At 72.5% G+C, this 20,158-nt stretch carries 17 protein-coding genes; 8 read left to right on the forward strand and 9 right to left on the reverse strand.

Translation table 11 applies throughout. The annotated features are described in order from the left end of the window. Window positions 1-16: 16 nt before the first annotated feature. Both AC3RJ7_RS05105 and dapD read right to left on the reverse strand, forming a co-directional pair. Entirely contained in the window at window positions 17-2,599 is a 2,583-nt protein-coding gene (locus AC3RJ7_RS05105) for a penicillin acylase family protein (protein ID WP_491454738.1), read from the reverse strand. 120 nt (window positions 2,600-2,719) lie between these two features. Then, the gene (dapD, locus tag AC3RJ7_RS05110) at window positions 2,720-3,670 is read right to left on the reverse strand and encodes a 2,3,4,5-tetrahydropyridine-2,6-dicarboxylate N-succinyltransferase (RefSeq protein WP_491454739.1); all 951 of its coding nucleotides are present in this window, start codon (window positions 3,668-3,670) and stop codon (window positions 2,720-2,722) included. 165 nt (window positions 3,671-3,835) lie between these two features. On the opposite strand from dapD, the gene dapE reads away from it, so the two are divergent. The 3 genes from dapE to AC3RJ7_RS05125 all read left to right on the forward strand — a co-directional run bounded on the left by dapE (window position 3,836) and on the right by AC3RJ7_RS05125 (window position 6,507). Next, window positions 3,836-4,927 (forward strand): succinyl-diaminopimelate desuccinylase, encoded by a 1,092-nt coding sequence (dapE, locus tag AC3RJ7_RS05115; protein ID WP_491454740.1) that lies wholly within the window; start codon window positions 3,836-3,838, stop codon window positions 4,925-4,927. Continuing rightward, entirely contained in the window at window positions 4,924-6,183 is a 1,260-nt protein-coding gene (locus tag AC3RJ7_RS05120) for a hypothetical protein (RefSeq protein ID WP_491454741.1), read from the forward strand. Before dapE ends, AC3RJ7_RS05120 begins: the two co-directional genes overlap by 4 nt. A 150-nt stretch (window positions 6,184-6,333) precedes the next feature. Next, window positions 6,334-6,507 carry a DUF3117 domain-containing protein gene (locus tag AC3RJ7_RS05125; RefSeq protein ID WP_067875042.1) on the forward strand — a complete coding sequence of 58 codons (174 nt, stop codon included), beginning with the start codon at window positions 6,334-6,336 and terminating at the stop codon, window positions 6,505-6,507. Between the two features lie 170 nt (window positions 6,508-6,677). On the opposite strand, the gene AC3RJ7_RS05130 is transcribed toward AC3RJ7_RS05125, so the two are convergent. Next, window positions 6,678-7,310 (reverse strand): O-methyltransferase, encoded by a 633-nt coding sequence (locus tag AC3RJ7_RS05130; RefSeq protein WP_491454742.1) that lies wholly within the window; start codon window positions 7,308-7,310, stop codon window positions 6,678-6,680. A 94-nt stretch (window positions 7,311-7,404) separates the two neighbouring features. Between AC3RJ7_RS05130 and AC3RJ7_RS05135 the strand changes: the two genes are divergently transcribed. Continuing rightward, window positions 7,405-7,800, forward strand: a complete 396-nt coding sequence (locus AC3RJ7_RS05135; RefSeq protein WP_491454743.1) for a sec-independent translocase — start codon at window positions 7,405-7,407, stop codon at window positions 7,798-7,800. Between the two features lie 41 nt (window positions 7,801-7,841). Here AC3RJ7_RS05135 and AC3RJ7_RS05140 read toward each other — a convergent pair whose 3' ends face one another. Next, window positions 7,842-9,392: a succinic semialdehyde dehydrogenase gene (locus AC3RJ7_RS05140; protein WP_491454744.1), complete on the reverse strand. Its 1,551-nt coding sequence runs from the start codon at window positions 9,390-9,392 to the stop codon at window positions 7,842-7,844. 55 nt (window positions 9,393-9,447) lie between these two features. Here AC3RJ7_RS05140 and AC3RJ7_RS05145 point away from each other — a divergent pair, with 55 nt between their 5' ends. Both AC3RJ7_RS05145 and AC3RJ7_RS05150 read left to right on the forward strand, forming a co-directional pair. Continuing rightward, window positions 9,448-10,893 carry an MFS transporter gene (locus AC3RJ7_RS05145; RefSeq protein ID WP_491454745.1) on the forward strand — a complete coding sequence of 482 codons (1,446 nt, stop codon included), beginning with the start codon at window positions 9,448-9,450 and terminating at the stop codon, window positions 10,891-10,893. After that, window positions 10,890-12,449 (forward strand): pyridoxal phosphate-dependent decarboxylase family protein, encoded by a 1,560-nt coding sequence (locus AC3RJ7_RS05150; protein WP_491454746.1) that lies wholly within the window; start codon window positions 10,890-10,892, stop codon window positions 12,447-12,449. The genes AC3RJ7_RS05145 and AC3RJ7_RS05150 overlap by 4 nt, the downstream gene beginning before the upstream one ends. Window positions 12,450-12,605: 156 nt before the next feature. On the opposite strand, the gene AC3RJ7_RS05155 is transcribed toward AC3RJ7_RS05150, so the two are convergent. Genes AC3RJ7_RS05155 through AC3RJ7_RS05165 form a run of 3 tightly spaced genes read right to left on the reverse strand, consistent with a single transcriptional unit; the run spans window position 12,606 to window position 15,619 of the window. Next, the gene (locus tag AC3RJ7_RS05155) at window positions 12,606-13,763 is read right to left on the reverse strand and encodes an Mrp/NBP35 family ATP-binding protein (protein ID WP_491455231.1); all 1,158 of its coding nucleotides are present in this window, start codon (window positions 13,761-13,763) and stop codon (window positions 12,606-12,608) included. A gap of 22 nt (window positions 13,764-13,785) precedes the next feature. After that, complete coding sequence (locus tag AC3RJ7_RS05160) at window positions 13,786-14,304, reverse strand: DUF1003 domain-containing protein (protein ID WP_491454747.1); 519 nt, start codon at window positions 14,302-14,304, stop codon at window positions 13,786-13,788. Then, a complete protein-coding gene (locus AC3RJ7_RS05165) occupies window positions 14,291-15,619 on the reverse strand; it encodes a magnesium transporter MgtE N-terminal domain-containing protein (protein ID WP_491428442.1) in 1,329 nt (442 codons plus the stop codon). The genes AC3RJ7_RS05160 and AC3RJ7_RS05165 overlap by 14 nt, the downstream gene beginning before the upstream one ends. A gap of 78 nt (window positions 15,620-15,697) precedes the next feature. On the opposite strand from AC3RJ7_RS05165, the gene AC3RJ7_RS05170 reads away from it, so the two are divergent. Next, a complete protein-coding gene (locus tag AC3RJ7_RS05170) occupies window positions 15,698-16,432 on the forward strand; it encodes a YflT domain-containing protein (RefSeq protein ID WP_491454748.1) in 735 nt (244 codons plus the stop codon). A 9-nt stretch (window positions 16,433-16,441) separates the two neighbouring features. Here the strand turns inward: AC3RJ7_RS05170 and AC3RJ7_RS05175 are convergent, their stop codons facing one another. After that, window positions 16,442-17,884 carry a M1 family metallopeptidase gene (locus AC3RJ7_RS05175; RefSeq protein ID WP_491454749.1) on the reverse strand — a complete coding sequence of 481 codons (1,443 nt, stop codon included), beginning with the start codon at window positions 17,882-17,884 and terminating at the stop codon, window positions 16,442-16,444. Window positions 17,885-17,991: 107 nt separating this feature from the next. Between AC3RJ7_RS05175 and AC3RJ7_RS05180 the strand changes: the two genes are divergently transcribed. Continuing rightward, window positions 17,992-18,363 (forward strand): TIGR02611 family protein, encoded by a 372-nt coding sequence (locus AC3RJ7_RS05180; protein WP_491454750.1) that lies wholly within the window; start codon window positions 17,992-17,994, stop codon window positions 18,361-18,363. Window positions 18,364-18,555: 192 nt separating this feature from the next. On the opposite strand, the gene AC3RJ7_RS05185 is transcribed toward AC3RJ7_RS05180, so the two are convergent. Beyond that, window positions 18,556-20,130 (reverse strand): aminopeptidase P family protein, encoded by a 1,575-nt coding sequence (locus AC3RJ7_RS05185; protein WP_491454751.1) that lies wholly within the window; start codon window positions 20,128-20,130, stop codon window positions 18,556-18,558. Window positions 20,131-20,158: the final 28 nt, after the last annotated feature.

Consider the following 20,158-nt stretch of genomic DNA (forward strand, 5'->3'; position numbering starts at 1 on the left):
TCGACGGCTGCTCGGACTACTCGCCCGGCTTCAGCACGAGCGTGTCGTGCGCGGCCGCGCTGATCGCCTCGTGCGTGAACGGCCATGCCCGGGTCTCACCCCGCTGCCAGAGCGGCGCCTGGTCGTCGTAGTGCGGGTTGAACGCGTGCCCCGAGGCGCCCGTGAGGTTGATCCAGGTCGATCGATCGAGGTCGTCGAGGTCGACGACCATGCGCATCGACGGCACCCAGTCGACTCCGTATCCCACGGAGGCGTCCCATCCGATCGCGTTGACGATCGCCGAGCCGCCGCCGAGTTCGTAGGGTCCGCGGTTGAACAGCCATTCGATGGGGGCGATGCCCGACTCGCCGAAACTCTGGTTCGTGAGGGTCAGGGTGTGCAGGTCGCCCCAGCGCCAGTCGTCGGGGTCGTCGCCCATCAGGTGGGATGCCTCGCCCCACGCCGCCGCGAGGGCTCGCGCGATCGCCGTGTCGCGAGCCGTCGCGTCGCCTGAGGCCTCGCCCCACCACGCCGCGTCGGGCTCGCCGAGCAGTGCGCCGACGACGGCGAACCAGCGGTCGCCGCCCTGCGGCCGCGTCTCGGCGGGCAGCCCGCCGAACAGGTCGTCGAGCAGCGTCCGCCAGAACACGTTGAAGTAGGCGGCCTCGGCGCTCTCCACATCGGCGTGCCCGTTCCAGCCGTCGAGCAGCTTCGCACCGCGGGCGGCGTCGCCCGAGAGCTCGAGCTCGGAGATCACGGGCAGGAACCGGGCGGCGTTCGCGTCGGCGGTGTCGAGCTGGATCGACGACATGTCCTCGGCGGTCAGCTTCGCCCCGCCCTCGAGCGCCGCCCGGAGGCGCGAGTCGATGCCGGTCGCGCGGTAGCCATAGTCCCAGTCCTTCGTGAGCAGCGGGCCGGCGGGGCCGGCGGCCGCATTGTTGGCCGTCACGATGTAACCCGCCGGCGGGTTCTGCACGCTCGGGAGCTCGTCGAACGGCAGCATGCCGCTCCAGCCGTTGGCGCTCGTCCAGCCGGGCAGGGGCATCGTGCCGTCGCCCGACTTGCGCACCGGGATCTTGCCGGGCGCCTGGTACCCGATGTTGCCCTCCTGGTCGGCGTAGACGAGGTTCTGCGACGGCACGTCGAACAGCGATGCCGCGCGACGGAACCCGTCCCAGTCGCGCGCTCGATCGAGCGCGAAGATCGCCTGGGCGGTCGTACCCGGGGTGAGCGCGGTCCACTGCAGCGAGACCTGCAGCGCTCCGGCATCCGAACCGGATGCCTCAGCGGCGGTCTCGGCGACGGCGGCGAAGTCGTCGCCGATGCCGGTGACGATCGGCCCGCGGGCGGTCGAGCGCACGGTGATCGTCACGGGATCGCCGCCGGCGACCTCGATGACCTCCTCGCGGAGCGTGAGCGGCACCATCGCGCCGTCGAGTTCGTACGCGTCGCCGTCGACGCGCTCGAGGTAGAGGTCGGCGACGTCGGGGCCGAGGTTCGTGAATCCCCAGGCGATGCGCTCGTTGTGGCCGATGATGACGCCGGGCAGGCCCGAGAAGGTGTAACCGGCCACGTCGAACGCGCACTCGTCGGTGATCTCGGCGCAGTGCAGTCCCATCTGCGCCCAGATCGACGGCATCGCCGGCCCGAGATGGGGGTCGTTGGCGAGCAGCGGCTTGCCGCTCTCCGTGAGCGCCCCCGAGACCACCCACGAGTTCGAGCCGATGTCGCCGCCTTCGGGGCCGAGCAGTTCGGGCAGGTCGTCGAGCGCCGCGGCGAGCGACGTCAACGGCGCGGTGTACCCGGGCGCCGAGGCATCCGTCGTCGCGTCGCCTGCGGCGGTCGGTGCGCCGTCGGCACCCAGCAGGCGGCTCTCGACCGCCGCCGGCTGCGCGCCGATCGGGCCGCCGACGATCGTCGGCATCTGCTCCCAGGCGTAGTCGGGGTGGAGCTCGGCGACCTGCTCGGGCGTGAGCTCGCTCGACAGGAGCGCCCGGTCGATCTCGTCGCCGAGGTTCGAGCGGAGGTCCCACGCCATCGCCTTGAGCCAGGCGATCGAGTCGACGGGGGTCCACGGCTCGGGGGAGTAGCCCGGGTTCTGCAGCCCGAGCACGGCGTACTCGAGCGAGAGGTCGGCACCCGAGCGCTCGGCGAGGTAGGCGTTCACGCCGTCGGCGTACGCCTCGTAGAACGCGCGGGACTCGTCGTCGAGCAGTTCGTACTCCTGCTCGGCGATGCCGCGCCAGTCGAGCGTGCGGATGAAGGCGTCGGTCCCGACCTGCGATTCGCCGAAGAGTTCGGCGAGCCGGCCCGCCGTGACGTGCCGGCGGAAGTCCATCTCCCAGAAGCGGTCCTGGGCGTGAACGTAGCCCTGCGTGAAGAAGAGGTCGCGACTCGTGTCGGCCACGATCTGCGGAATGCCCGCGTCATCGCGGTAGACGGTGACGCTCGCAGTGAGGCCGGGCACGTCGATGCGGCCGCTCGTCGTGGGGAAGGAGCGCTGCACCGTCCACCAGCCGACACCGGCCCCGGCGACGCCCAGGACGAGAACGGCGACCAGCAGGCCGATGAGGAATCTCAGGCCGCGGTGGCGGCGGGTCCTCGGGGCGTCGGTACCCACGTCACTCCTTCGTGATGCGCGTGACGAGGCCGCCACGCGGCGGCCTCGGAAGCACCACTGTACCCCGACCGAATGGGTCGCATGACCCACCTGCCCCGTTCGAACCCGCGCGCCGAAGTCCTACGCGTGCAGCGCCGAGTTGAGCACGATGCCGTGCCCGTCGCGCGCGAGCACCTCGACCCGCCCGCTCAGCGAGTTGCGCCGGAACAGCAGGCTCGGCTGGCCCGAGAGCTCGACCGCCTTCACGGTGCGCTCCTCGCCCTCGTCGCCCACGATGACGACCTTCGTGCCCGCGGTGACGTAGAGTCCGGCCTCCACGACGGAATCGTCGCCGATCGAGATGCCGATGCCCGAGTTCGCCCCGAGCAGGGCCCGCTCGCCGATCTCGACGCGCTGCGTGCCGCCGCCCGACAGGGTGCCCATGATGGATGCCCCGCCGCCGATGTCGCTGCCGTCGCCGACGACGACGCCCTGGGAGATGCGGCCCTCGACCATCGAGGTGCCGAGCGTGCCGGCGTTGAAGTTGACGAAGCCCTCGTGCATGACGGTCGTGCCGGGCGCGAGGTGCGCGCCGAGGCGCACGCGCGAGGCGTCGGCGATGCGCACGCGCTCGGGCGTCACGTAGTCGAGGAGCCGCGGGAACTTGTCGAGCCCCGTCGCGTGGATGCCCGCGCGCTGCAGCGCGGGGCGCAGCCGATCGAAGTCGGCCGGGTGCACCGGGCCGGCGTTCGTCCAGACGACGGCGGGCAGGTGCGCGAAGACGCCGTCGAGGTTGATCGTGTTCGGTGCCGCGAGCAGGTGCGAGAGCACGTGCAGTCGCAGGTACGCGTCGGCGGTGCCCGCGGGGGCGGCATCGAGGTCGATCGTCAGCTCGACGACCTCGACGCGCACGTTGCGCCGGGCGTCGTCGCCCGCGAGCGCCGCGTGCTCGGGGGCGAGGGGGGATGCCTCGGCGCCGAGCCGCGGTGCGGGGAACCACGCGTCGAGCACCGTGCCGTCGCAGGCGATCGTCGTGAGCCCGGCGGCGGAGGCCGTGCGGGCAGGGCTGATGGCGTCGTCGTTCGCGGGCATGCTTCAAGGGTAGCGAGGGGTGTCGGGCGTGTGACGCGCGGAGACCCCGCCGACTGGAGGAACTCCCACCGCCCGCGCGGCGCGTCGGGCCACCGTTGCGCGGCGTGGCGTGCGCTTCCCCCTCCATTCGCGACGGTGCCGGATCGCCCCGAATAGACTCGGGGAATGCCCTCCGCGATCCCCGCTACGCTCGACCTCACCGCCGACGCCGTCGCCATCACGCAGGCGATCTGCGACATCCACAGCGTGTCGGGCGACGAGACGCCGCTGGCCGACCTGATCGAGCGGGCGCTCGCCGGGGCATCCCACCTCGAGGTGATCCGCGACGGCGACACGATCGTCGCCCGAACGAGCCTCGGGCACGAGCGCCGTGTGGTGATCGCCGGGCATATCGACACCGTGCCGATCAACGGAAACCTGCCCACGCGGTTCGAGACGATCGACGGCGACGAGTACCTCTGGGGTCGCGGCACCGTCGACATGAAGGCGGGCGTCGCGGTGCAGCTGAAGCTCGCGCTCGAGCTCACCGAACCCGTCGTCGACCTCACGTGGATGTGGTACGACCACGAAGAGGTCGCCGCCTCGCTCAACGGGCTCGGCCGGCTCTCCCGCAACCGGCCCGACCTGTTCGAGGGCGATTTCGCGATCCTCGGCGAACCGTCGAACGGGCAGGTCGAGGGCGGCTGCAACGGCACCTTGCGCGCCGAGGTGCGCACGACCGGGGTGCGCGCCCACTCGGCCCGCAGCTGGGTCGGCGACAACGCGATCCACAAGCTCGCGCCCGCCCTCACCCGGCTCGCCGAGTACGAGGCCGAGACGGTCGAGGTCGACGGCCTCGCGTATCGCGAGGGCCTCAACGCCGTGATCGTCGAAGGCGGCGTCGCCGGCAACGTCATCCCCGATGCGGCCGTGCTCACGGTGAACTACCGGTTCGCGCCGAGCCGCAGCGTCGAGCAGGCCTCCGACGTCGTCCGCGACGTCTTCGAGGGGTTCGAGGTCGAGATCGTCGACAGCGCCGAGGGCGCTCGCCCCGGGCTCGACGCGCCCCTCGCGCAGCAGTTCGTGCGCGCGGTGGGCGCCGAGGCGCGCCCCAAGTACGGCTGGACGGATGTCGCGCGCTTCAGCGCTCTCGGCATCCCCGCGGTGAACTTCGGCCCGGGCGACCCGCTCAAGGCCCACGCCGACGACGAGCGGGTCGCGATCCGCCAGATCGTCGACACCGAGCGGGCGCTGCGGGCCTGGCTCACCGGGGCATGAGCCCCGAATCGACGAATCCCGGGTCGGCGCTGCGCGAACCCGATCCGTCCCGGGCGACGCGCCACTCGCCGCGGGTGCGCTGGCGGCTGCTGCCCTGGTGGGTGAAGGTCACCCTCGTCTACGTCGGCGCGCGCGTGCTGACGACGATCATGGTGATCGAGGTCGCGCGCCAGCAGGGTCCGAACGGGTGGACCGACGCGAAGCCCGGCTACCTCGACTTCGCGAACATCTGGGACGCCCGCTGGTACGAGGTCATCGCGATCGGCGGGTATCCGCGCGAGCTTCCGCTCGCCGACGACGGCCACGTCGCCGAGAACGCGTGGGCGTTCCTGCCGGTGTACCCGAGCATGACCGAGGCCGTCACGTTCGTCGGCGTGCCGTGGAAGCTCGCGGCGGTCGTCGTCGCGGTCGTCGCGGGCTACGGCGCGGCGCTCGTGCTGCACCGGCTCATGTCGCGTTTCCTCGAGCCCGACCGGGCACTGTTCGCCGTCGTGCTGTTCTGCATCGCCCCGGTCTCGCCGATCATGCAGTTCGGGTACGCCGAATCGCTCGGCTTCCTCTGGCTCGCGATCGCGCTGCTCCTGCTCGTCGACCGGCGGTACGGATGGCTCGTGCCGGTCGTCGCCGCGTGGGCGTTCACGCGGCCCGGCGCACTCGCCTTCGCGCTCACGCTCGGCCTGCATTTCGTGTGGCGCTGGTGGCATCGCGACCGTGATCCGTTCCCGCCGCGCGAGCAGCTCGTCGTGGTCGGCGTGGGGCTGTTCACCGTGCTCGCCGGGTTCGCGTGGCCGCTCGTCGTGTGGATCTCGACGGGCCAGGTCGACGGGTACACCGAGACGGAACTCGCGTGGCGGTCGGCCTACATCGGCCGGCAGGAGCTCGTGCCGCTCACGCCCTGGTTCCAGGGCGGAGCGTGGTGGGCGTCGTGGATCGGGCTGCCGGCGTGGGCCGGGATGGCGGCGGTCGCCGTGCTCGTGCTCGGGTTCGCCGCCGTGCTGTTCCTGCCCGCGGTGCGACGGCTCGGCGTCGACATCAGGTTCTGGCTCGCGAGCTACGGGCTCTACCTCTTCGCGGTGTTCTTCCCGCAGTCGTCGACGTTCCGCATCCTGGCGCCGCTGTTCCCGATCGTCGGCGCCCTCGCGGTGCCGCGGGCGCGATGGTACCGCTGGTCGATCGCGTTGCTCTTCATTGCGCTGCAGTACTGGTGGATCGCCGGGGTCTGGCGCATCGACGACTACGACTGGACGCCGCCCTGATCGGGGCAGGAATCCTGACATCCGAGGCGGCCGGCGGCGGGTGAACGACCGGCGAATCCGGTCCGACGGGTTGTCCACAACTTCGCGGCGATTTCACAGCAACGCTCGGGATGTCCGATAATGGAATCTCAGCAGCGAAAGGGGAGCTCAATGGCGGCCATGAAGCCACGCACCGGAGACGGGCCTATGGAGGCTGTGAAGGAGGGGCGACTCATCATCGTGCGCGTGCCGCTCGAGGGTGGGGGGCGCCTCGTCGTCTCGGTGAACGACGCTGAGGCCAAGGAGCTGTACGACGTCCTCGGCGGCGTCGTGAACCCTGCCTGAGTCGCAACGCACTGCCCGAGCCCCGAGAGCGATCTCGGGGCTCGCTGCGTTAACGGGCGGCACCCGGTGGGCGTGCCGCGGTGCGTATCACGACCGCGTCGGGCGAGGGGCTCGAGACGCGTGCGCCTTCGTCGCCCGCGGCACTGCGCGCGCTCCTCGACCGGGACCGGTCAGGCGCCGAGCTTGACGATCTGCAGCAGTCCGTCGCCGGCGGGGGAGATCGCGGTCGCGACCGCCGTCGAGGAGGCGAGCTCGGTGATGAGCGTGCGGAAGGCGCTCGCCGCCTCGTCGCGCTTGGCCGGGTCGGCGACGCGGCCCTTCCAGAGGGCGCGCGCGACGAGCACGCTGCCGCCGGGCTTCGCGAGCCGCAGGCCGTGCTCGGCGTACTCGATGACCGACGGGGCGTCGGCGTCGATGAAGACGATGTCGTACGAGCTCTCGTTCATGCGCGGCAGCACCTCGCTCGCGCGACCGGCGATGAGTCGCACCCGCGCCGCAGCGATGCCGGCGTCGGCGAAGTGCTGCCGGGCGTGCTGCTGGTACTCGTTCTCGGTGTCGATCGACGTGAGCATCGCGTGGCGCGCGGTCTGCAGCATCCACAGGCCGGAGACGCCCACGCCGGTGCCGACCTCGATGATCGAGCTCGCGCGCGAGGCGGCGGCGATGACGGCGAGCTGCGCACCCACCGCCGGCGAGACGGGTTCGACGCCGAGTTCGAGCGACTGCTGGCGTGCCTTGGTGATCGGCTCGGACTCGACGACCGACTCGTCGACGTACTTCCAGTTCAGGTCGTGTTCGGACACGGTTCAGCTCCCTGGTGGCGGCTCTCTCGACACCCCAGCCTAGGGGCCGTGCGACGTGGCGTTCGCATGCCTCGCCGCCGACTATCCTGTAGGGGTGTTCGGTCTGACGTTCGAGAAGCTCCTCATCATCGGGGTGATCGCCGTCTTCCTGCTCGGGCCCGAACGCCTGCCGCACTACGCGGCCCAGCTCGGTCGGCTCGTGCGCTCGATGCGCGACATGGCCAACGGGGCGAAAGACCGCATGCGCGAAGAGATGGGCCCCGACTTCGACGACGTCGACTGGAAGAAGCTCGACCCGCGCCAGTACGACCCGCGCCGCATCATCAGGGAGGCGCTCACCGACGCCGACCCGTTCGCCGAAGCACCGGCTCCGGCACCCGTCGTGGCGCGCGCGGGCGTCAACGAGAACTCCGCCTACCTGCAGCGCAAGCGCAAGCGCGAGGCCCTCGCCGCGGGCGAGCCCGCGCCGTTCGACTCCGAAGCCACCTGATCGGCCGGGATGCCTCGGACGGAGGCATCCCGGGGCCCGCGTCAGGCGCGGCGCACGGCCTTGAGCGCCCGGGCCAGGAGCAGCAGCAGCGGCGCCTGCGCCTCGTACTCGGCCGAGGTGCGCGGCAGCTGCAGGAGGCCCGTCGCCTGCGAGACGGTCACCGGCTCGACGAAGCGCAGCAGCCCGGCCTCGCCGTTGCGCCGGCCGACACCCGACTGCTTCACGCCGCCCATCGGGGCGGCGACCGACGCGAACGAGCCGCGGTAGCCCTCGTTGATGTTGACGCTGCCGGCCTCGAGCGCATCGGCGACCCGGTGGCCGCGGCGCGTCGACCCGGTGAATACCGCGGCGTTCAGCCCGTACTCGCTCGCGTTCGCGGCGAGCACGGCCTCCTCGTCGCCCGACACGAGGTAGAGCGACGCGATCGCACCGAACGTCTCCTCCGCGTAGACGCGCATGTCGGGGGTCACGCCGGTGAGGATCGTGGGCTCGAAGACCCACGGCCCGAGGTCGGGGCGCGCCTTGCCGCCGACGAGCACGGTCGCACCCTTCTCGACGGCGTCGTCGAGGTGCGCCTGCACCCGGGCGAGCTGCGCGGCGCTCGCGAGCGAGCCGAAGTCGGTCCCGAACCCGACCGCGGCGCCCAGCTTCGCCGTGCGGAGCCGCTCGACGAGTTCGCGCTCGAAATCGCCGGCGATCCGGCGGTCGACGAAGATGCGCTCGATCGAGACGCACAGCTGGCCCATCGCCGAGAAGCACGCGTGGGCGGCGTTCGCGGCGGCGCGGGCCGGGTCGGCGTCGTCGAGCACGAGCAGCGCGTTCTTGCCGCCGAGCTCGAGCGAGGCGCCGACGAGTCGTCGGCCGGCCTTCTCGGCGATCCTGCGACCCGTCGCGGTCGAACCCGTGAAGCAGATGTAGTCGACGGTGTCGGTGAGCGCCTCGCCGACCTCGCCCGGCTCGCCCGTCACGACGGCCCAGAGCGCCTCGGGAACGCCCGCGTCGATGAAGGCCCGCCGCAGGGCGAGGATCGTCAGCGCACCCTGGTCGTCGGCCTTCTGCACGACGGCGCAGCCGGCGGCGAGGGCGGGCACGACGTCCATCGCGGCGAGGCTGAGCGCGTAGTTCCACGGCGTGATGACGCCGACGACCCCCTTCGGGGCGAACCGCACGCGCGTGGTCGCGACCGTCGGCACCCCCGATCGCACCGGGCGCCCGCGGAGCACCCTGCGGGCCGCGATCGCGTTGTAGCGGGTCACCGAGGCCGCCTGGTAGATCTCCTCGAAGCCCTGGCCGCGTGTCTTGCCGCTCTCGAGCTGGATGAGGTCGAGCAGCTCCTCGCGCCGCTCGAGCAGCAGGTCGTGCGCGGCGAGCAGCACACGACGGCGCGCGGCGAAGCCGGCGCGGGCCCACGCGAGCTGCGCGAGCCGGGCCCGGTCGACGGCATCGCGCACGTCGTCGGCGCTCGAGCGGGGCAGTTCGTGCAGCGTCTCGCCCGTCGAGGGCGTCGGCACGGCGGCGGTCTCCGAGCCCGACGCGACGACGTCGTCGGTCAGGCGGCGGAACAGGTCGGGGGAGGCGGTCTGGGCGCGCATGCGCACAGTCTAGGTCAATTGACCCACTTGTCCGCCGAGTGAGTACACTTCCCCCATGACCGCAGCGGAGCGTCCCCTGTCCCGTGGCGTCGTCGCCCGCTACGCGATCGGTTCGCTCGGCACCGGCGGGTTCGCGACGCTGCCGGGGCTCGTCCTCGTCTACTACCTCACCGACACGCTCGGCGTGAGCGCCCTCATCGCCGGACTCGTCGTCACCGCGGCCAAGGTCTGGGACGTCGTGATCGACCCGTGGATCGGCGCCCGCAGCGACCGCGCCCTCGTCCGCACTGGCACGCGCCGTACGTGGATGCTCGTCGGCGCGGTCGGCCTGCCCGTCGGATTCGCGCTCACGTTCGCGGTGCCGCCCGGCGTCGGCCCCGAGGCATCCGGTGCCTGGGTGTTCGTCGCGTTCCTCGGGACCGCGACGGCGTTCAGCCTGTTCCAGGTGCCGTACATCGCCCTACCCGCCGAGCTCACGGCCGACTACGACGACCGCACGCGGCTCCTGACCTGGCGGGTCGTCGTGCTGACGTTCGCGATCCTGCTGTTCGGCGCGGGCGGCCCCGAGATCCGCAACGCGTTCGACGACGAGGCGACGGGCTATCTCGTCATGGCGGTCGTGGCCGGCGTCGTCATCGGGGTCGGCATGCTGATCGCCGCGGGTACGGCGAGGCGGGGGGATGCCTCGGGCCTCGGCCGTCCGGCGGCGATCCCGCCGGCCGCGGCCGCCGAGGGCGGGTACCGCGAGGGATTGCGCGCGCTGCGCCGCAGCCGGCCGTTCCGGGTGCTGCTGTCGGTGTTCGTGCTGCAGGGCCTCGCGACCGGGCTCATGCTCGCGGGCGCCCAGTTCGTGGCGACGTGGGTGCTCGAGTCCGAGACCGCCGTCACCCTGCTCTTCGTCGCGCTCATCGCCCCCGCGCTGTACTTCGCGCCCCTGTGGGGGCGACTCGCGCGCCGCATCGGCAAGGAGCGGGGCTTCCGCATCGCGAGCATCGTGTTCGCGGTCGCGGCGCTCGCCATGAGCCTGCTCGTCTGGGCGCCGGGCCCGTGGGTCTACCTGCCCGTCGGGGTCGCGGGCGCCGCGTACGCGGGCATGCAGTCGCTGCCGATGGCGATGCTCCCCGACGTCATCTCGCACGACGCCCGGCAGACCGGGCGGGACCACGCCGGCAGCTTCGGCGGCGTGTGGACGGCGGGGGAGACCGCGGGGATGGCGCTCGGCGCGACCCTGCTGACGATCATGCTCGCGGCGACCGGCTACCTCGAGTCGACGGGGGCCGAGACGGTCGAGCAGTCGGCGGCGGCGATCGCCGGCATCGCGCTCTCGTTCAGCCTCGTGCCCGCCGTGCTCGTCGCGATCAGCGTCGTCGTGCTGCGCGGCTACCCGCTGCGGCGGGGCGACGTGAATGCCGATGCGGCCGCCGTGGCCGCCGTCGCCGGCCCGCCCGGCACGACCGGACCGTCCGGCGGCGCCGGCACCACCGAAGGGAGCACCCGATGATCGGGTTCCGCCGCGAGGCATCCGAGATCCTGCGCGACCTCGACGCGCTGCGCGCCGCCGACGCGCCGACCCACGGGGGGCGCGTGCTGTCGTACGTGTACGACTCCGGGCTCGACGAGCTCGACGAGCTGGCCGGCCGTGCGGCTCGTCGGGTGCAGCCCGTCAACGGACTCGACCCGACGACGTTCGGCTCGGTCGCCGCGATGGAGCGGGACGTCGTCGGTTTCGCCCGTCGCGTGCTCGGCGGTGGTGACGGCGCAGGGGTCGACGGCGAGGTCGTCGTCGGCTCGGTGACCTCGGGCGGCACCGAGAGCTGCCTGCTCGCCGTGAAGACCGCCCGCGACGCCTGGCGCACCGCGCGCGTCGGCACGCCGCGGGTGCCTCGCATCGTCGCCCCCGTGACGGTGCACGCCGCGTTCCACAAGGCCGCCCACTACTTCGGCCTCGAACTCGACCTCGTGCCCGTCGACCCCGCGACGGGCACGCTCGCCGCCGCCGCGATCGAGGAGCGCCTCGGCGACGACGTCGCGCTCGTGGTGGTCAGCGCGCCCTCGTACCCGTTCGCGAGCCTCGACCCCGTCGCGGACGTCGCCGCGATCACCGCGCCGCGCGGCATCGCCCTGCACGTCGACGCCTGCATCGGCGGGTTCGCGCTCGCGTTCTGGCCCGACGCGCTGCCCGCCTGGGACCTTTCGGTGCCCGGGGTCACGAGCCTCTCCGCCGACCTGCACAAGTACGGGTACGCGCCGAAGGGCGCCTCGGTGCTGCTCACCCGCGGACGCGATCGGCAGCGCCACCAGTACTTCGCGACGACCGGCTGGCCGGGTTACCCCGTCGTCAACCCGACGATGACGGGCTCGAAGCCGGCCGGGCCGCTCGCCGCGGCGTGGGCGATCATCGAGGCGCTCGGCGAGCCGGGATTCCGCGACCTGACGGCGAAGTCGGCGCGCGCGACGGCCGAGCTGCGTGCGGCGATCGACGGCATCGAGGGCCTGCGCGTCGTCGGCGAACCGACGGGTCCCCTGCTCGCCGTGGCCGCCGACGAGGAGGCGCCGGTCACCGCGCGGGTCGACCCGCACCACTGGGCGGATGCCGCGCGCTCGGCGGGCTGGCAGCTGCAGTTGCAGCCCGGACTCGTGCAGGCCGACGGCACCAGCCTCCCGCACACGACGCACCTGACGGTGACGCCGGTGACCGAACGCGTGCTGCCCGAGCTCGTGCCCGCGCTCGTCGCGGCGGCCGACGAGGTGCGGGGCATCCCGCAGATCGACGGACGGGTCGCCCTCGCCGGACTGGCCGAGGCCCTGCCGGGCGCGCTCGGGGGAGAGGCGCTCGAGGCGGGAGGCATCGCGGCGCTCGCCGGGCTCGCCGGCTCGCTCGATGCCGACTCGGCCGCCGCCGTGCTCGCCGCTGCGGGGCTGCTCGGCGGGGAGGACGCCCTGCCCGATCGGCTCGCGCCGGTGCTCGCGCTCGTCGAGGCCCTCCCGGGCCCGCTCACCGAGCGCCTGCTCGTCGAGCTGCTCGCCCGCGTCGTGGAGCCGTCACCCGGCGCTTGATCGGGTGACGCCCGATCCGGATCAGCGAGTGTCGCCGTTCCGGCCGAGTGTGGCCGTTCGCGTGGTCACGACCGGTCGGAACGGCAACGCTCGGCGGGGAGATCGTGCGGCGAGCGCGAGCGCGAGCGCGGTCGGGGCCGGGCGACCGGCGACGGCTCAGCGGACCGAGACGTCGAGGCGACGACCGGCGAGGTCGCGTGGCATCCCGGCGAGCCGTGCGGCGACCGCCTCGATGGCGCGCGCCGCGGGGTCGTCGGGAGCCGACGCGACGACGGGCACGCCGTCGTCGCCGCCCTGGCGCAGCGCCATGCTCAGCGGCACGCTCGCGAGCAGCGGGACGGGCTCGGGCTGACCGGCCGAGAGGCGCTCGGCGACGAGCGCGCCGCCGCCCGAGCCGAAGAGCTCGAGCACCTGGCCGTCGGGCTGCACGAAACCCGCCATGTTCTCGATGACGCCGACGATGCGCTGGCCGGTCTGGCGTGCGACGACGCCCGAGCGCTCGGCGACGTCGGCCGCCGCGGCCTGCGGGGTCGTGACGACGACGACCTCGGCGTTCGGCAGCAACTGGCCGAGCGAGATCGCGATGTCGCCGGTGCCGGGCGGCAGGTCGACGAGCAGCACGTCGAGGTCGCCGAAGTAGACGTCGGTGAGGAACTGCGAGAGGGTGCGGTGCAGCATCGGGCCCCGCCAGGCGACGGCCGTCGACGAGGCGCGCGCCCCCGGCTCGGTGGGCTCGATGAACATGCCGATCGAGATGACCTTCACCCCGTGCGCGACGGGCGGCAGGATCATCTCGTCGACGCGGGTGGGCCGCGTCGCCGTGCCCTCGCCGTCGACGAGGCCGAGCAGCCCGGGGATCGAGAACCCGTGCACATCGGCGTCGATGAGCCCGACCGAGAGGCCGCGCGCCGCGAGCGCGACGGCGAGGTTCGCCGTCACCGTCGACTTGCCGACGCCGCCCTTGCCGCTCGTGACCGCGAGCACCTTGGTGAGCGTGCCCGGCCCGAACGGGTTGCCGCGGACGGCCCGCCCGCCGCGGAGGCGCTCGGTGAGCGCCGCGCGCTGCTCGGGCGTCATGACCGAGAGCTCCACGTCGGCGTTGCCGGCGCCGACGACCGACTCGGCCGCCTGCCGCACGTCGCGCTCGATGCGGTCGGAGGCGGGGCATCCGACGATCGTCAGCCGGATGCCGACCTCGACGCGGCCGCCCTCGCGGGCGACGACGCGGTCGACCATGTCGAGTTCGGTGACGGGCTTGCGGATCTCGGGGTCGATGACGGACGCGAGTGCGCGCCGCACGGCCTCCTCGCGCATCGCCGTGTCGTCGTGTGGGACGTCAGCCGGCACGCTCGGCCTCCTCGTCGTCGCGGCGGTCGAGCTCCTCCAGCATCGCCCGGAGCTCCGCGCGGATGAACTCCTTCGACGCGAGGTCCTTCACGGCCAGGCGGAGCGCGACGACCTCGCGGGCGAGGTACTCGGTGTCGGCGAGGTTGCGCTCGGCGCGCTGGCGGTCCTGCTCGATCTGCACGCGGTCGCGGTCGTCCTGCCGGTTCTGAGCGAGCAGGATGAGCGGGGCCGCGTACGAGGCCTGCAGCGAGAGCACGAGGGTGAGCGCCGTGAAGCCGATCGCGATCGAGTCGAATCGCCAGTCCTCGGGCGCGAAGGTGTTCCACGCCATCCAGCCGATCGCGAACACCGACAGCCCCACGAGGAACCCCGGGGTGCCCATGCCGCGGGCCACCCACTCGGTGAAGCGGCCGAACCGGTCGTTGTCGCCCGACCCGCGGAAGGTCGCGGTGCGGCGGATGCCCTTCGGTGTGTCGAATCGACGGTCTTCCGACTCAGCGCGTGCCATCTGCGCCCCTCCTTCCATACGGGATGGGGATGCTCCCCGTGGTCAGCTGGGCCCGCGCCGTGGTGCGCTTGGCCAGCTCCTGTTCGTCGGGGTGACTTCGCCAGTCATCGGGCAGCAGGTAGTCGAGCACGTCGTCAATCGTCACCACCCCGACGAGTCGATGCTTCTCGTCGACCACCGGCACCGAGACGAGGTCGTAGCTCGCGAGGATGCGGCTGACCTCGGCGGCGGAGGTGTCGGCGGTCACGGGCTCGAGGCCCTGGTCGATGAGGGTGCCGAGCCGCTCGTGCGGCGGGTAGCGCAGCATGCGCTGGAAGTGCACGATGCCGAGGAAGCGGCCGGTCGGCGGCTCGTAGGGCGGCAGCGTCACGCAGACGGCGGCGCCGAGCGCGGGCGGCAGGTCGTGGCGGCGGATGAGCGCGAGCCCCTCGGCGACCGTCGCGTCGGCCGACACGATGATGGGCTCGGTGGTCATGAGACCGCCGGCGGTGTCGGGGCCGTACGACAGCAGGAACCGGACGTCCTCCGCCTCTTCGGGCTCCATGAGCTCGAGCAGGTGCTCGCCGCGCTCCTCGGGCAGCTGGGCGATGAGGTCGGCCGCGTCGTCGGGCTGCATGTGGTCGAGCACGTCGGCCGCGCGGTCGTCGCCGAGACCGGCGAGGATGTCGACCTGGTCGGACTCGGGCATCTCCTCCAGCACGTCGGCGAGGCGGTCGTCGGGCAGCTCCTCGGCGACCTCCTGGCGGCGCTGGGCGGGCAGGTCGAGCAGCGTCGACGCGAGGTCGGCGGGCTTCAGCTCGGAGTAGGTGGCGATGAGCTGCTCGGCCGACTGCGCCTCGCCCTTCGCGATCTGCTCGCGCACCTCGCGCCACGTGACGTAGGCCGACTGGCCCTTCGAGAACGGCGACGCGCCCTTGGGCCGCCGCACGAAGAGCTGGTCGACCTCCCACTCGCCGGGCTCCTGCTCCTCGATCGCGACGTCCTCGATGGTCGCGGTGCCGGAGCCGTCGTTGAAGCTGACCTTGCGGCCGAGCATCTCGGCGATCACGCGCACCTCGCCGCCGCGCTGCTCGAAGCGGCGCAGGTTGATGAGGCCGGTCGTGATGATCTGTCCGCCGCCGATGGAGGTGACGCGCCCGATCGAGACGAACACGCGGCGCTTGCCGGGGATCTCGACGATGAGCCCGACCACGCGCGGAGGGTCGCTCTTGCGGTACACGACGAGGACGTCGCGCACCTTGCCCACTCGATCGCCGTTGGGGTCGAAGACGGCGCACCCGGCGAGTCGGGCGACGAAGACTCTCGTGGCGCTCACGCTACAAACTTAGCCCCCGGATGCCTCGTGCCGGGCGCCATCCGGACGCCGGACGCCGCATCGTGGGACAATGGCCGGGTGACGAACCAGAGCCCGTTCGGCGGCCGCGCGGGCCGCGAGCTTCCGACCATGCCGAAGGGCGAGACGGTCGCGAGCTTCGAGACGTACGCCGAGGCGCAGGCCGCCGTCGACCGGCTGTCGAAGGCCGAGTTCCCCGTGAAGGAGCTCGCGATCATCGGCACCGACCTGACGACCGTCGAACGCATCACGGGCCGGCTGACCTGGAGCCGGGCCGCAGGCGCGGGCGCCATCTCGGGGGCGTGGTTCGGCCTGTTCCTCGGACTGCTGTTCTTCATCTTCGCGCCGTCGGGGGCGTCGTTCGGCATCCTCGGCGCCGCCGTGCTCATCGGGGCCGGCTTCGGCATGATCTTCAGCGTCGTCTCGTACTCGGTGAACCGGCGCCGGCGCGACTTCACCTCGAACATCCAGGTGCTGGCGATGCGCTACGCGATCATCATCACCGACCCCTCGCACATCGCCCGCGCGCGGAACGTGCTCGGCACAGCGGGGGAGTCGGCTCCGGCCGCGCGCGAGTCGGCTCCGACCGTGCCGCCCGCTGCGTCCGATGAGCCCGCCACCACGCCGAGCGACGCAGGTGCGGCGTCCGGCGCCGGCGACGAGGCATCCGATTCGGCAGGCCGGGTCGACGAGCCGCGCGCCCTCACGTACGGCGAGGCGCAGGATGCCGCGCGCCGGGCCGCCCGCGAGGCCGAGGCCGCCCGCCGTCGCGCGTCGGAGAGCGACGGCGCCTGACGGCTCCGCCTACCAGGCGGTCGGCTTCTCAGGCGTGTACAGCCACACCTCGACGAGCGTGTCGAGGTCGGCGCTCGAGACCTCCTCGGCGAGGGCTGTGAAGTCGGCCGTCGTCGCCGTGCCCCCGCCGTAGCGCGCCACCCACTCCTTCGCGAGCTCGAAGAAGGCGTCGTCGCCGATCTCGGCGCGCAGGGCGTGCAGCGTCGCGGCGCCGCGGTCGTAGACGGGGTCGGCGAAGAGGCCGAACGGGCCGGGCTCGGCGACCACGGGGCTCCAGAACTCGTCGTCGGCGGGAATGGTCATCACCTCGTCGAAGCGCTCCGCTGCGGTGTCGCGACCCTGCTCCTCACCCCACATCCACGAGGCGTAGGTCGCCCAGCCCTCGTTGAGCCAGATGTCGGCCCAGCGACCGGGGCTCACATGGTCGCCCATCCACTGGTGGGCGAGCTCGTGGGCGACGGTGCCCTCGCTCGCTCGTCGGGAGAAGAACGAACGGGTCTGCGTCTCGAGCGCGTAGCCGACGGTGTCGTCGTCGACGATCGCGCCGTACGAGACGAACGGGTAGGGGCCGAAGCGGTCCTCGAAGAAGTCGATCATGTCGCCGGTCAGGGCGAGCGACGCCGAATCCTCGGGCTTCACGGCCGGGTCGACCGCGTCGATGATCTCGAGCCCGTCATCGGTCGTGTACCGGTCGAGCACGTAGTCGCCGACGCTCGCGGTCGCGAGGTACGCCGCCATCGGGTCGGGCGCGTGCCAGTTCCACGTGGTCAGGCCGTCGACCGTCTCGGACCCGGTGAGGGTGCCGTTCGCGACCGCGACGAGCCCCTCGGGCACGGTGATCTCGAAGTCGTAGCTCGCCTTGTCGGTCGGGTGGTCGCTCACCGGGAACCACGTCGAGGAACCGTCGGGCTCGGAGACCACCATCGCACCGTCGCGCGTCGTCACCCAGCCGTACAGCGCGCCCTCGATGTCGGTCGGCCGCGTGGTCGTGCCGCCGTACTCGACGACCACCCGCGCCTGTGCGCCGCGGTGCAGCTTGGTCCGTGGAGTGATGACGAGTTCGTCGCCGAGTTGTTCGAACGTCGCGGGGCGGCCGCCGACCACGACCGAGGTGGCGGTCAGGCCGCGCAGGTCGAGGTTGAAGCGGTGGAGATTCTGCGTGGCGCGCAGGTCGATCGTCGCGACGCCGTCGAGCCGGCCCTCGAGCGGGGCCGGCGCCGCCGCCGGCGGCGTGTAGTCGAGGTCGAGGTCGATGTGGCGCAGGTCGATCCCGCCGTTCCCGGCGAGGGGGAAGTACGGATCGCCCGCGCCGTCGGCGCCCGCGCTGTACTGCGGAGCCCCGGAGCCGACGGGCCCGCCCGGCGCGGCCGAGGCGACCGCGGGTGTCGTGGCGACCACGACGGCAAGGCCGGCGGCGCCGAGGACGGCGAGGGTGTTGGGACGGTGCGACATGGATCCTCCAGCGTGTGGGTGATCGGGTTCGTCCCGACCCTAACCCTCCGCCATCGCGACCCGCCAGACCCGGCCGGCTCCCAGACTCGCGATATATCTTGACCCGCATGACCTCCGGACGAGACGCCCGACGGCCCGCCCTCGAACTCGAGATCGCCGGTGAGATCGCCGACGCCGAGCGCCACGACCGGCCCGTCCGTCGCATGCTGCGACGGCTGCGGCGGTCGATCGGGCGTCGGCCGGGCCTCCTCCGCGCCTATCGCGTCCTCATCGCCGTCCTCGGCGGCGTGATCACGATCGGGGGACTGCTGCTCGTGCCGCTCCCCGGGCCGGGGTGGCTCGTCGTGTTCCTCGGGCTCGCCATCCTCGGCACCGAGTTCGCATGGGCGAAGCGGCTCGCCGCGTTCACGAAGCGACAGCTCGCCCGCTTCTGGGCCTGGTGGCGGGCACGGCGGGCAGCGGCTGCTGAACGCGCCTGAGCGCCGGGGGATTCCGAACCGTTCGTCTCTGCGGGAGCGATCTGCGATCGCGAGGAGATCTGCGATTCAGCGGATGAATCGGGCGCGAGCCCTCCTCGGATTCGCAGAACTCCTCCGATTCGCAGAGCTCCTCCGATTCGCAGAGCTCCTCGGAGACGCGAGTTCCGGTCGGGAGTTCAGCGTCGCGTCCGATCAGCGGCCGGCGCCGCGCACCCACGCCTCGACGTCGTCGGCCGTTCGCGGGATGCGAACGGAGAGGTTCTCGGCGCCGTCGGCGGTCACAAGGATGTCGTCCTCGATGCGCACGCCGATGCCGCGGAACTCCTCGGGCACCGTGAGGTCGTCGGGCTGGAAGTAGAGGCCCGGCTCGATCGTGAAGATCATGCCCTCCTCGACGACGCCGTCCATGTAGAGCTCGCGGCGCGCCTGAGCGCAGTCGTGCACGTCGAGGCCGAGGTGGTGGCTCGTGCCGTGCACCATGTAGCGACGGTGGAACTGGTTGTCGGGCTCGAGTGACTCCTCGGCAGAGACGGGCAGGAAGCCCCACTCGGCCGTCTTGCGCGCGATGACCTGCATCGCCGCCGCGTGCACCTCGCGGAACACGATGCCCGGCTTCACGATCGCGAACGCGGCGTCGGCCGCCTCGAGCACGGCCTCGTACACCTGGCGCTGCACGGGCGAGAACGTGCCGTTCACGGGGAAGGTGCGCGTGATGTCGGCCGTGTAGTACGAGTCCATCTCGACACCGGCGTCGAGCAGCACGAGGTCGCCGGGGACGACGGGGCCGTCGTTGCGGGTCCAGTGCAGGATGGTCGCGTGCGGACCGGCGGCGGCGATCGAGCCGTAGCCGACGTCGTTGCCGTCGAGGCGGGCGCGGGTGGCGAAGACGCCCTCGATGACCCGCTCGCCGCGCACCTCGGAGGTGATGCGGGGCAGCTCGGCGAGCACCTCGCCGAAGCCCCGCTCGGTCGCGTCGATCGCGGCGCGCATCTGGCCGATCTCGTACTCGTCCTTGACGAGCCGCAGCTCGCTCACGACGCGAGCGAGCTCGCCGTCGGGCTCGTGCTCGCCACCGACCTCGAGCGAGAAGGCCGCGTCCTGCGCGTTCTCACTGAGCACGCGCTCTGCGGCGAAGCGGATGCGGGCGTGGTCGACGCGCTCCGTCAGTGCGGCGTCGGCCTCGCGCACGACGAGGGTCGCGGTGTCGACCGAGTCGATCACGGCGTCGAACGCGCTGATGTCGCGGGTCGCGACGGCGAGGTCGGCGGCGACGTGCGCGAGCGAGGGGCGCGGCCCGATCCAGAACTCGCCGATCGCCGGGTTCGCGTAGAACTCCTCCGAGTCGCGACCGGCGCGCTCGCGGAAGTAGACCGTCGCCTCGTGGCCGGCATCGCCCGTCGGTTCGAGCACGAGCACGGCGCCCGGCTCGGAGTCGGAGCCCCAACCCGTGAGGTGCGCGAACGCCGAGTGCGCCCGGTACGGGTAGTCGGTGTCGTTGGCGCGCTGCTTCATGTCGCCGGCGGGGACGATGAGCCGCTGGCCCGGGAACTCGGCCGACACCTTCGCGCGGCGTGCGGCGGCGTGGGCGGCCTGCGGGCGCGGCTCGGGCAGCGATTCGTCGCGCTCGGCCCAGCCGTTCGAGATGAACGCCTTGAACCCCTCGGAACCCGGCGTCGTCGACCGGTTCGCGTTGCGCCCGGCGTCGTCGCCGGAGGGGTTCGCCGCAGCCGCGGTCTCGGTGGTGGAGGTGTCGCTCGAGTTCGCCATGCCCCCATTCTCGCACCGGCGTCGGGCC

The organism is Agromyces solani (assembly GCF_058349925.1).